The organism is Nonomuraea sp. B208 (assembly GCF_057536035.1).
Window position 1 is genome coordinate 168,698 of sequence record NZ_BAAJOU010000031.1, and the last position, 12,373, is coordinate 181,070.

The 12,373-nt window shown below is 66.9% G+C and carries 10 protein-coding genes; 9 read left to right on the forward strand and 1 reads right to left on the reverse strand.

Features of this window, described 5'->3' with window-relative positions; genetic code table 11:
- The first annotated feature begins 211 nt into the window (after window positions 1-211).
- The 6 genes from AC27IY_RS44685 (at window position 212) to AC27IY_RS44710 (ending at window position 6,914) form a co-directional block, all read left to right on the forward strand.
- Entirely contained in the window at window positions 212-892 is a 681-nt protein-coding gene (locus tag AC27IY_RS44685; protein WP_487181693.1) for a TetR/AcrR family transcriptional regulator, read from the forward strand.
- 256 nt (window positions 893-1,148) lie between these two features.
- The gene (locus AC27IY_RS44690) at window positions 1,149-1,568 is read left to right on the forward strand and encodes a hypothetical protein (protein ID WP_449948507.1); all 420 of its coding nucleotides are present in this window, start codon (window positions 1,149-1,151) and stop codon (window positions 1,566-1,568) included.
- Between the two features lie 76 nt (window positions 1,569-1,644).
- A complete protein-coding gene (locus AC27IY_RS44695) occupies window positions 1,645-2,601 on the forward strand; it encodes a magnesium and cobalt transport protein CorA (protein ID WP_487181694.1) in 957 nt (318 codons plus the stop codon).
- 151 nt (window positions 2,602-2,752) lie between these two features.
- Complete coding sequence (locus AC27IY_RS44700) at window positions 2,753-3,037, forward strand: hypothetical protein (protein WP_423443937.1); 285 nt, start codon at window positions 2,753-2,755, stop codon at window positions 3,035-3,037.
- A 780-nt stretch (window positions 3,038-3,817) separates the two neighbouring features.
- Window positions 3,818-4,300 (forward strand): MBL fold metallo-hydrolase, encoded by a 483-nt coding sequence (locus tag AC27IY_RS44705; RefSeq protein WP_423443935.1) that lies wholly within the window; start codon window positions 3,818-3,820, stop codon window positions 4,298-4,300.
- A gap of 769 nt (window positions 4,301-5,069) precedes the next feature.
- Window positions 5,070-6,914 carry a choice-of-anchor P family protein gene (locus AC27IY_RS44710; RefSeq protein ID WP_487181737.1) on the forward strand — a complete coding sequence of 615 codons (1,845 nt, stop codon included), beginning with the start codon at window positions 5,070-5,072 and terminating at the stop codon, window positions 6,912-6,914.
- A gap of 690 nt (window positions 6,915-7,604) precedes the next feature.
- Here AC27IY_RS44710 and AC27IY_RS44715 read toward each other — a convergent pair.
- The gene (locus AC27IY_RS44715; RefSeq protein WP_487181695.1) at window positions 7,605-8,882 is read right to left on the reverse strand and encodes an ATP-binding protein; all 1,278 of its coding nucleotides are present in this window, start codon (window positions 8,880-8,882) and stop codon (window positions 7,605-7,607) included.
- Window positions 8,883-9,327: 445 nt separating this feature from the next.
- Between AC27IY_RS44715 and AC27IY_RS44720 the strand changes: the two genes are divergently transcribed.
- From AC27IY_RS44720 to AC27IY_RS44730, 3 genes are read left to right on the forward strand one after another with little or no spacing between them, the layout of a single operon-like run.
- On the forward strand, window positions 9,328-10,410 hold the full coding sequence (locus tag AC27IY_RS44720) for an ABC transporter ATP-binding protein (RefSeq protein ID WP_364449264.1): 1,083 nt from the start codon (window positions 9,328-9,330) through the stop codon (window positions 10,408-10,410).
- Window positions 10,403-11,497 (forward strand): ABC transporter ATP-binding protein, encoded by a 1,095-nt coding sequence (locus AC27IY_RS44725; RefSeq protein ID WP_487181696.1) that lies wholly within the window; start codon window positions 10,403-10,405, stop codon window positions 11,495-11,497. Before AC27IY_RS44720 ends, AC27IY_RS44725 begins: the two co-directional genes overlap by 8 nt.
- Window positions 11,494-12,369, forward strand: a complete 876-nt coding sequence (locus AC27IY_RS44730) for a carbohydrate ABC transporter permease (RefSeq protein ID WP_364449270.1) — start codon at window positions 11,494-11,496, stop codon at window positions 12,367-12,369. Before AC27IY_RS44725 ends, AC27IY_RS44730 begins: the two co-directional genes overlap by 4 nt.
- Window positions 12,370-12,373: the final 4 nt, after the last annotated feature.

Genomic DNA, 12,373 nt, shown 5'->3' on the forward strand with positions numbered 1-12,373 from the left:
TCTCGCTCAGGGCAGTCTTGATCGGCTCACCGGAGATCCATCCAGCAGGGAACGCGCCGTCGCCGCGTCTGCCGAGTTCTCCCACGCCGCTTCCTCCTTCTCGTACGATGGCGAGAAGTGGGTGACACTAAGAAACAGAACTTGAGTCTGTGTATCATCATGAGAACACGTCGTTACGGACACCACAAGACCCGCTCTTGAGACAGACTCGATGCAGAAGGTGAGCGTGGAATCCGTGCTGTCCGGCCTCATGGCGCCGTCAGGCTCAGGGTCGTTGCTGGAGCGCGCCTACGTGGACGCCGTCGAACGCGTCGACGACAACGACGAGCTACGGGCTCGCATCCTCGACGCGGCGTATGAGCAGTTCTGCAGGATGGGCATCAGGCGCTCCACCATGGAGGACGTCGCCCGGCGGGCCAAGGTGTCGCGCATCACCGTCTACCGGCGCTTCGAGAGCAAGGACACGCTGGTCGAGCACGTGGTGCGCCGGGAGTTCCGCCGCTACTTCGACCGGTTCCTCATCGACAGCGAGCAGGCGGGTACCGCCGCCGACAGGGTGGTCCTCGGCTTCGTCAGCTCGTTGCGCGCCATTCGCGGCAACCCGCTGATCGGCGGCCTCCTCGTCTCCGAGCCCGACCTGCTCGTCCCGTCCATGATGACCGACGGGGGTCAGACCCTCGCCGCCGTACGGGAGTTCGTCGCCGGCCAGCTCCGCCGCGAGCAACGCACGGGCAACGTGTCGGCCGCCCTCGACGTCGACCTCGTGGCCGAGATGATGGTGCGCGTCTCCACCTCGTTTCTGGCGATCCCCAGCGCCGTCATCGACCTCGACGACGACGAGCAACTGGTCACGGTGGCCAGACGCTTCCTTGTGCCCATGCTCGAACCCTGACCTCCAGGTACGGTTCCATCAGATGGAGGCGGTATGGTCCGCAACCGAGCATGGGCCTATCGCAGCCGATGACGACGCCGGTCGTACCCGTCACCAACGACCTCACCGGCCAGCAGGGCCTGGCCCAGGTTGGGGTTGGCGACGAAGGGCGTGCCGAAGGCCAGCTTGACGGCTTTAGAACAAGTGACCTCGGGTGCGCCAGTCGAGCGTCCTAGCGGAATGTGGCCCGTCCGCATGACAGCCGAAGGAGGAGCTGATGAGCGGCGCAGCGACCCGCACACAGATCGTCGAGGCCGCGGATCGGCTGTTCTACGATCGCGGCTACGAGCAATTCCGTGGCGCGGTCGCCGTCGGCCTGTCGGAGGTCAAGCTCCTGCCCGGCCAGGAGCGTGGCCAGCCTGCCGGCCGCATGCTGCGTCATCAGAACCCGAATCGCGCAGGACCTGAATGCTTACGGTGGGAGCTGGAGGTCAAGTGTGGAGATGATGGCGTCAAAGGGCTGCAACTCACCGGGGGCTTCGGCGGGAATGACGCCGAGCGGCCGGCGCTGCCGGTGACCAACAGGGCAAGCACGACGGGATGCCGCCCACGCGCGTTAAGCGCCCGTCTACCCGGCCCGACAGGGCCAACGTCCTCGGTATGGACGGCGCCGAGCACGCGCCAGCCCATCACCTGATCGCTCGACGCCCACACATGTTATCGGGGCCGCTGGTAGCATTCATCCGCTATATCCCTGTCACAGGGAGATCTCCATGCAAGATGCCCACTTATTCGCTCAACAGTTGGCCGCCATGCCGCTCCAGAAAGCGGTTGAGGTGCTGAACAAGACCGACACCGCAGACGCGGCCCTTCTCCTGGCACTCATGCGGCGAGACGCTGCGCTCGACCGACTGGCAATCATGCAGCCAGCACGCGCGGGCGCCATTCTGTCGGAAATGGACGAATCCCTTGCGGCCTTCCTCCTCGTGGCTTTGAGCGGCAAGGGCGATGTTTCGCAAACGACTGCCTCGATTCCACCTACCCGCTTGGCCCAGATCATGGTCAGGACGGAGCAAGCGCAGGCCGAGTTCTTATTGAATGTTATGGGCCCTCTCCGTGCCGCGGCCGTCTTGGCGGCACTCGGGCCTGCTCAGGCTGCGGCGCTTCTGGTACCGTTCTGTTATCGCAGCCGTGCGGACGCTGAGGGCCCGATCGCTGACATCACTGATGCGTTCTTCGGGCTTCCTCCGGCGGCAAGCGGTTCCATCGCGCAGTTGCAGAACGCGGCCAGGATCTTGCTCGCCATGGACGCGGGCCGCGCTGTGTCGGTTCTTTGCGCCTCGCCACCACGGTACGCGGCCGAACTGGTTAATACCGCGGCGCCGCACATACTGCTTCCGGTGCTCACTGCCATGGCACCCGAGACGCTCGCCGCGATATTGATGGTCACGCGATGGAACCTCGTACGGGGCTACAGCCTTGCGGTGATAGACGCTCCTCGCGCGGCTGAAATCATCGGCGTGCTGAACCCGGACCGTGGCTGTTCGGTTCTCATGGCAATGCCCCCAGGCTGGCAAGCGCCCATACTGCGGCATCTGCAGGCATACCCGGCTGCGCGAATCCTCCTGCACATGCGCCCGGATGTGCGCGAGAGCATTCTCGGCACTGGCAACGCGCGATGGGCGCGCGACATTCGTCGGTTCATCGCCGAAATGAGCGCGCAGGGATAAGCTGCCAAGACGAGTACGACGCCCATACCCGTTACCCACCCGATCCTGGGGAAAGCAGGTGAAGGCGACAAGCTGTTGTTACCATCCCGTGGGCATCAGCCACCTGCTCTGAGAGCTGCATGGTGATCCGTTAGGCGGCAAAGCGGCACGGTTGGGGCGGATTGAGTTGGGCCAGGAAGAGTACGGCACAGGTGACCGCAAGATCCAAGCATTGCGTTACTACTTCGACGAACTGCTCGACGACGTTGTGGAATGGGCAAAGAAGACGAACCGTTCGGCGGCTTCGCGCACCGGTTCGCCTCCTCATCAGTCTGTCCGGGTCTCGCCGGCGACCACGGTCATCGCGTGCTGCGCCACGCCCGGACTACGACTTCCCGATGCGCGAGCCGTCACCGGCCCACCGGGCGCGTGGGTCCGTCTGCCGCAGCACCGCTGACGACTACGGTCCGCGCCCGCACTGTGAGGCGAAATCACTCAAGCAGAGGATGCCCTTGAAGATCGCGACGTCGGCTTCGGTTGCGTAACCGAACATGACCAAGCACTCGCATCTGAAGAGCGGAACCGCCTTGTGGTCTTCCCTTCCACGAATACGGCCCTGACCAGGTTAAACACCCTCGATGAGGTGCGCCTCAGCGGGCCCACGCCGGAGAGCCCAACACATGTCGAGCAGCACCTACATATCACCCCATTAGTAGACAAACTAGACTCGCTGTTGCTGGAGCTCTCCTGAAGCGGGTGCCGCAGGGTCGAATCCTGCCGGGGGCACTCACCTAGATCGCCATATTCGGCCCCTGACCTGCGGTTTCACAGCCGCAGGTCTTTTGTTTCGCCACCCCCGGTAGGCAGCGGACAGTGCCCGTACGCAGCCGTACGACCATGATCAGGGGACATACGGGGGATGATCTTGAAGCCGTTTCCCCAGGTCAACCCCTGATTCCGCGTCATCCACGCAGTGACAACCCGTTCCGACCGCCTCCGCCCGCGGGCGACGCAGCCGTCGATCGTGCCAAATACGTGCGTACACCCCGGAACGGCAACCGGCCATCGCCATCGAGGGCGTCGCCACTCCCCTGGGCAACGCCCTGGCCGCGGACCACCGCGATCGGGCAGCCACCATGCCAGATCCTTCCCGCTGAAAGGCCGGGCTCAGCCAACCGGGCGATACCGCCAGCAGGGCGGGCTCGTACACCACTTCCGCGGACGCAACCCAGCTTTCATGCGAGATGTGCTGTCGGACGCGGACTGGAAAGCCCTCGTCGCCGAAGGAGTACCGCCGGAGATCGCCGAGGAGACACCGCTGGCCCTGTACGGCCTCAATACCGGTCTGCCTGCCGGAACCGCGCGGATTCCCTGGGATGGCCCTGCAGTCCGGACCATCGAGCGTCCGGCTCACACCCCGGGCCATGCGGCGCTGTCGATCGAGCAGCATGGCGTTCTCGTCGCCGGGGACATGCTCTCTGATGTCCTCATCCCGATGCTCGACAACTTCACCAGCACCAATGACCCGATCGAGGACTACCTCGTCGGGCCGCGACTGCTGGAGGGCGCGGCGGACAACGTGGATGTCCTCACCCCCGGTCACGGGTCCGTGAGCGGAGCTGACCAGCTACGCGCACGAATCGACCAGGACCGCGCGTACGTGCACCCCTTGCGTGACGGCCATGCTCCCGATGACCATCGCATGCCGGTCGCATGGTAGGCGGGCAGCTGCCGGCACAGGGCCGCGATTGGCGCGTCGCGTCGCTGGCGGTAGTTGCGGCGGGTGCACCGCAGGTGCCGGTCGAGGTCGCCGTGCTGGATGAACTCGGCGACGGTGGCTTGGATGATCGAGGTGGTGAACCGGTCGCTGCGCGCGCGGGGGGTGCACCTGATCCTCGTGGCGGAGCACCAGCAACTCGAGATCCTTGGACAGGTCAGAGCGAACCAGCGCCGCCGGCAAGCCGAACAAGCACCTCACCAACCGGTAGATCAGCGACAAAAGCCCCGCGACGGTCGCAGCCGCTGCCCCGCTTCATGCAGCAAAAGGTGCAGTCCAGAGCACGAGACCGTATTTTCGTGCGGGACACGGTCCGGAGGAGCCGGAAACGGCCGCCCTTTGAAGGCGATAATCTGAGAATTATTCATTTCGTCGGGCGTACCCAAAAGATCTTGGCGAAGCTCGCTTCTCGCGAGAGTCTCCCATTGGCAAGGAGTGGCCGATTGCGGCCACTCGGGGGACTTTCCGTAAGTGCCTTATTTACAACGATTCGCCGACCAGTCACCCTATGACCGTGGCCACACCTCGCCTCGTTGATCACGGCCAGCGCTGAAAAGTCACCGAGGTTGTCAACCAACGCGACATCGTATCCTGTCGCGCCAGCACGCGGGGAGAGGGAGTTCCGTATGACGTAATCACCGAAATTCTGCACGGCCAGCGATCCCAAATCCGTTATGGCATAACGCCACACAGAAGGAATCACACCGTGAGAATGACGCGACGATTAAAGGCTGCCGCGTGCGTGGCAATGGCCGGTGCAATGCTGATGGCCGGGGTAGGGACGGCGTCCGCCGAGCCCGGAGTCACCCCGGCGGACGTAACGCTGAACCTGGACCCGGGCGGATCGACGACGATCACCAAGACCGTCTCTACTCCGGCGATCCCGCCCAAACCGGATATCACCTTCCTGATCGACACGACAGGAAGCATGGGCGGGGTCATCTCCAACGTGCAGACCAATGCGAACGCGATCCTGTCCAACGTAGCTTCGGCGCAGCCGGACGCGCAGTTCGCGGTCGCCGAGTACAAGGACGTGGCGGACGCGACGCCGTTCCGGGTGGCGCAGGACCTCACCGCCAACGACACCGACGTCACCAACGGTCTCAACTCGCTGGTCGCGTCGGGCGGCGGCGACTTCCCCGAGGACGGCATCAATGGCCTGTTCGAGGTCGCGTCCGGGGCCGTCGACTTCAGGCCGAACAGCTCTCGGATCGTGCTGCTGATCGGGGACGCCCCCAGCCATGATCCCAGCAACGGCCATACGCTGGCGGACGCGATCAGCGCCCTGCAGGCAGCCGACATCACCGTGCTCGCGTTCGACCTGGCCGGGATGAACTCGACCGGGCAAGCGACCGCGATCACCAACGCCACGGGTGGACAGCTGTTCTCCGGCATCGACGCCTCGGAGGTCAGCGACACCATCCTGGCGGCCCTGAGCAACCTGCCGGTCACGGTCACCCACCAGTTGCGCGACTGCGACCCGAACCTGTCGGTGTCCCTGACCCCGGACAGCCGGACGGTGACCAGCGGCGATGATGCCGCCTTCACTGAGACCGTCTCCATCGGCGCCGAAGCCGTACCGGGAAGCACCATCACCTGCAAGGTGGACTTCCTGCTCAACGGCGTCCTGTCACCAGGCTTCACTGAAACGATCACCGAACACGTCCCGAAGGCGACTCCATCGATCGCCACCACGCCATCGGACACGGTGCCCGCGGGCGGAAAGGTCTCCGATACAGCGACCCTGTCCAGCGGGTACCACCCGACAGGCACCGTCACGTTCCAGCTGTTCGCGCCCGGTGACACCGACTGTGCGACGCCGATCGAGACTCGTACCGGGACGGTGTCCGGCACCGGCACCGCCGCATCCGGCAACGTGACCATCGGCGCGGCCGGCACCTACCGGTGGACCGCCACCTACAGCGGCGACGCCCACAACAACTCCGTCACCTCACCGTGCGGCGACGAAGAAGTCACCGTCACGCCGCAGCAGCTCACCGGACGGGCCTACGGCCTGACCGCTGGCGCCTCTCTGGCTGGCATCCAACTGGTCAACATCGCACCCACCCCCGACACCGGGCACATCTCCACCACCGCAACCGAAACCACCTCGGTGCCCTGCACCGCCACCCTCAGCGGACTGATCACCGGGCACGCCCTGTGCGCCCAGGTCGCCACCACCGCATTCCCCGGCAAATCCGTGGCCACCGCCTCCATCGACGACACCACCATCGGGATCACCGGCATTCCCGTGATCACCGTCAAGACCATCAAATCCAGCTCCACCACCACCTGCGCTGGATCCAGCGGAACCACCACGATCGCCTTCCTCAAGGTCGGCAACACGGTGGTCATCGCAGAACCTACCGAGATCACACCCAACACCACCGTCAACGTCGGCGTCGTCAAGCTCGTCCTCAACGAGCAGACCCCCTTCACCACCCCCGACACAGGCCTGACCGTCAACGCCGTCCACATCACCGTCAACGCCCTCGGCCTGGCCAAGACCAACGTCGTCCTGGCCTCCTCCGAAAGCGATATCGGCAACTGCCCATAACCAACCCACCTGACCAAACTCGGGACCGGGCGGAACACCAAAGCTCCGCCCGGCCCCATTCAGGCTTCGAGGTATCCCATTACGCTAAGGCAACCGCCGGCTGAGCCGACTGCAACAGGAGTACTTCTGTGAGGACACCCGCATCTGAAGAGCGGGAGCGTCTTACAGTCTGCCAGCTATAAATATGGCCCTGACCAGCTCGAACACCTGTCGTGCGGCGAGCCGCAGGAGGCTCACGCCGAAGATCTCAATACGTGTCGAGCAGCACCCACATATCACCACATCCATAGACAAACTAAACTCGTAGTTGCTGGAGCTCTTCTAAAGCGGGTGCCGCAGGTTCGAGTCCTGCCGGGGCGCCTAGATCGGCCTTTCAGGCCCCTGACCTGCGGTTTCACAGCCGCAGGTCTTTTGTTTCGCCACCCCCGGTAGGCAGCGGACAGTGCCCGTACGCAGCCATACGACCATGGTCAGGGGACGCACAGGGGATGATCTTGGAGGCATTCCCCCAGGTCGGGGGTTCATCGGCTGGCATGCCCGGTCGGTGCAGTGCTCCCGCCATCTCCGACCTGGACGGCGGCTACGGCGTGATGAAGGGCTCGTTCGACCTCAAGGACGGGCCCTACATGAGCGGGTGCAAGAACGTGACCAGGCTCGGCAAGGGCGCTCAGGGACATGGGGCCGGTCCGCTCAGGTGGACCACGCCGCAAGGAGTTCCGCCGGACCGTACGCGGCGTCGAGCCCCGTGCAGTCGGTCCCGCTGCGCGAGGCGGCGACCACCGGGACGGGATCCGACGTGAGCGCGGCGCGGTGCCGGTGCAGCGCCGCGAGATCGTGCCGGTCGAACGGGGCGTTCTCCAGCCACTTCACCGAGCCGACGAAGAGCAACTCCTTGGCGATCGGCCCACGGTCCGCTCCCACGATGTCGATCTCCACATGGTTGGTACGGGTCCAGTAACCACCTATGACGGGGGCGGCGGGAAGGTTCGCGTCGGGCAGCAGCCGTGCCAACGCCTCGCGCACCAGAGGTTCGACGGCCCTGCCGCGCCAGCTGGCCCAGTTCTCGCGGATGCGCCGCAGCGTCAGGTCACCTCGGCCCCGCTCGATCTCTTCCATCGCCGGCCCCAGGAGCTTCAGCCAGAAGCGGAGGTAGGAATCCTTGACCCGGTAACGGCGGTCCTTCGAGGGCCGAGCCGAAACAGGAAGCTCTGCCGCGATGATCCGCTTGTCCGTGAGAAGCTCCAGCGCTCGATGGAGCGGGGTCGCCCCGATCCCGCCGGCGGCGCGGGCGATGTTGGTGAAGTTCCGCTCACCGCTGCCGATCGCTGAGAGGACAACGCGGGCCTGCACCTGCTGAGGGAACTCCGCAGCGAGCGAACGCTCCGCCGACACCAGCAGGGCCGAGACCGGATCGCTGAGTGACGCGCGCAGGAAATCCCACATTCCCGCACCGTGCGGCCACTCCGCACAGATCAGGGGCAGTCCACCGGTGATCAATGCCGCGTCGAAGGCCTCGGCCGGCTCAAGGCCGAGCATCTCGCCCACCTCCGCCGGGTTGAGCGGACCCAGCACCATCTCCCGACCGCGCTGATGGAACGGGCGTCCATAGCTGTTGAGCGCCTCCATCGTCGACAGGTCGGAGCCGATGAGAACCAGCAGAACCGGCTTGGTCTCCAGCGCTCGGTCCCAGGCTCGCTGAAGCATGCCTTCGAAGGCGCCATCCTCGTCCATCAGATAAGGCACCTCGTCCAGAACCACCACACTCGCCCGGTCCTGCGGCAGTGCCGCCGCCAGTACGTCGAAGGCGGCATCCCAGCTCGCCGGACGGGCGGCGGACAGGAGATTCGCGAACGGAAGGGTGGACGTTTGCGCGTCCCGGCTGAGTCTCTGCAGGTCCGCCTCCAGCGACGCCCCTGTGGCGGCGTAGAAAAGGAAGGGCGCACCAGACCTCTCGGCGAACCGCTCCACCAACCGCGACTTACCCACCCGGCGTCGGCCTCGTAGCATCAAGCACCGACCGGGCCGCTCCCCACCGACCCCGGCCGTCACCTTGCTCAGCTCGCGATCCAGTGCCTCGAGCTCGCGCCGCCTCCCTACGAAGGTTGCCATCTCACTCCCGGAAAGCTGCTATCCACAAGGTTACTAACATCAAACTTAGTAACAGCCATGTTAGCAACCTAGGCACGAGCGCCAGGCGAGGGGCGCAGGTCGGTCCGTTTGGCGACCGTCGCGGTCGCCTTCTGGCCTCCCGGATCACTGAGGGCTCCGGCGTGACCGTCCCGGCGCGGCCATCGGGCACGACGCCGGCCGCGCGATAGCCCACGCCGTTCACCATTGTCCGGGCCTTTTCCGCCGCCCTTGCACGCATTTTCAGATCATGTTAGATGGAGGCGAGCAGAGAGGACCGGGGAACGTGACGCTGATTATCGATCGCGTCTCCGTACGCCAGCGCGGAGAAATCTGGCTCGACGACATCCGGCTGGAGACCGGCACCGGGCTGACGACCCTGATCGGGCCGCTGAACTCGGGGAAGACGACCTTGATGCGGGTCGTCGCGGGATTACAGCCCCCCGATTCCGGCCGGGTCCTGGTCGCCGGAAAGGACGTCACCGCGATTTCCGTCCGGAAGAGATCTATCGCCTTCGTCTATCAGCGGTTCATCAATTATCCGTCGCTCACGATTTACGAGAACATCGCCTCGCCGCTCCGCCTGGACGCGCGTTTCCGCGGCCCCGCGATCGACCGTCGGGTGCGCGAGGTGGCCGACCTCATGGGCCTGGCCGGCCTGCTCGACCGCCGCCCCGCCGAGCTGTCGGGCGGCCAGCAGCAGCGCACCGCCATCGCCCGCGCCCTGGCCCGGCCCGTGGACGTGCTGCTCCTCGACGAGCCCCTCGCCAACCTGGACTTCAAGCTGCGCGAGCAGCTCCGCGCCGACCTCAAGGCCCGTTTCGCGGGCGCGCCGGGCGTCGTGCTCTACTCCACGGCCGACCCCGCCGAGGCGCTGACGTTCGCCGCGCCCACGGTGGTGCTCGGCGAGGGCCGGGTGCTGGACACCGGCGACGTGGCCGCGATGTACGCCCGCCCGCCCACGCTCGCCGTCGCGGCCACGCTCAGCGACCCCCCGCTCAATCTGCTGCCCGGCGTCCTGCGCGACGGCCGGATCGACTGCCTCGGCGTCTCGTTCCCCGCCCCCGGCGCGACGGCCGCGGAGGGCGGCGTGCTGCTCGGCATCCGCCCCCACCAGGTCACCCTGGCCCCGCGTGGCCCCGGCGCCGTGGAGCTGCCCGCCGAGATCAGGCTGGCCGAGGTGACCGGCAGCGCCACGTTCCTGCACCTGCTGCTGCGCGGCGAGCGGCACCTGGTCGCCCACCTGCCGGGCACGTGGCGGTTCCAGCCGGGCGAGACCACCCGCGCGTACGTGGACCCCGCGCACGTCCTCGTCTTCGACGAGGGCGGCGACCGGCTGCCCCTGGCGGAGGTCGACCTGCATGGCTGACATCCGGCTGGAGGGCGTCGCCCACAGCTACGACGGCGGCCGGACCTGGGCGCTGCGGCCGACCACGTGGACGTGGCGGAGCGGGCGGGCGTACGCGCTGCTCGGCCCCAGCGGCTGCGGCAAGACGACGCTGCTCAACATCATCTCGGGCCTGCTCACGCCCACCGAGGGCCGGGTGCTGTTCGACGGCCGCGACGTCACCGGCGTGCCCACGGCGGGCCGCGACATCGCGCAGGTCTTCCAGTTCCCCGTCCTGTACGAGGAGATGTCCGTCTACGACAACCTCGCCTTCCCGCTGCGCAACCGCCGCCGCCCGAAGCAGGAGATCGACCGGCGGGTCCGCGAGGTCTCCCGGCTGCTCGGGCTCGACCCCGTGCTCGGCCGCCGCTCGCGCCGCCTCGACCCCGGCCGCCAGCAGATCGTCTGCCTGGGCCGGGGCCTGGTCCGGCACGAGGTGGCGGCGGTGCTGCTGGACGAGCCGCTGACCGTCGTGGACCCGGCGCTGAAGTGGACGCTGCGCAGCAAGCTCAAGGAGATCCACCGCGACACCGGGCACACGCTGATCTACGTCACCCACGACCAGACCGAGGCGCTGACCTTCGCCGACGAGGTCGTGGTGGTCAACGAGGGGGCGATCGTGCAGGCGGGCGAGCCGGCCGAGCTGTTCCTGTCACCGGCGCACGAGTTCGTCGGGCACTTCATCGGCTCGCCCGGCATGAACATGCTGCCCGCCGAGATCGCGGGCGGCGTGGTCCGGGTGGCCGGCGCCGACGCCGGCGCAGCCGTGGCCGACGGCGAGAAGCTGCCGCCCGGCCCGGTACGGATCGGGGTGCGGCCCGAGTTCGTGGAGCTCGGCGCCGCGCCCGGCGTGCCGGCCCGCGTCTCCGGCGTCGATCGCATGGGCGCCTACGACCTGGTCCACGCCCTGGTCGGCGAGCATCCGGTGATCGCCAGGACCGAGGCGGGCACGGCGTACGAGCCGGGCGCGTCCGTGTGCCTGCGCTTCCCGCCGGAGCGCGCGTTCCTCTTCCGCGACCAGGTGAGATGCGGCTTGCTCGGGCCGCTCACCGGAAGGGGGGCGGCGTGACGCGCCCCGATCCGCGGCGCCGCGCCAACCGGGCCTGGCTGCTGGTGCTGCCGGTCGTCGTGTCGGTGGCGTTCACGGCGGTCATCCCGCTGATGACCGTGGTCAACTTCTCCGTCCAGGACGTGTTCAGCCCCGCCGACCGGGTGTTCGTCGGCCTCGACTGGTTCTACGAGGCCGTGCGGCGGCCGGAGAACCGCGAGGCGTTCGTCCGCACGCTGCTGTTCTCCGCCCAGGTGCTGCTCGTGGAGATCCCGCTCGGGGTGGCGATCGCGGTGGCGATGCCGCGCCGCGGGGTCTGGGTGTCGGTGGCGCTGGTGCTGGTGGCGCTGCCGCTGCTCATCCCGTGGAACGTGGTCGGCACGATCTGGCAGATCTTCGCCCGCCCCGACATCGGCCTCGGCGGCTGGACGGTCGCCAACCTGCTCGGCGTGGACTACAACTACACGCTCGACTCCACCGACGCCTGGATCACGATCCTCGTCATGGACGTGTGGCACTGGACGCCGCTCGTCGCGCTGCTCGCCTACGCGGGGCTGCGGTCGATCCCGCAGCCGTACTTCCAGGCCGCGCAGATCGACGGGGCCTCGGCCTGGGCGACGTTCCGCCACATCCAGCTCCCGAGGCTGCGCGGGGTGCTGACGATCGCGATCCTGCTGCGGTTCATGGACAGCTTCATGATCTACACCGAGCCGTTCGTGGTGACCGGCGGCGGGCCGGGCAACGCGACGACGTTCCTCAGCATCCTGCTGTCGAAGATGGCCGTCGGGCAGTTCGACGTGGGGCCGGCGGGGGCGTTCTCGCTGATCTACTTCCTCGTCGTGCAGATCCTCTGCTACGTCTTCTTCACCGCGCTGACCAGGTCGGGGAGGTGAGCGC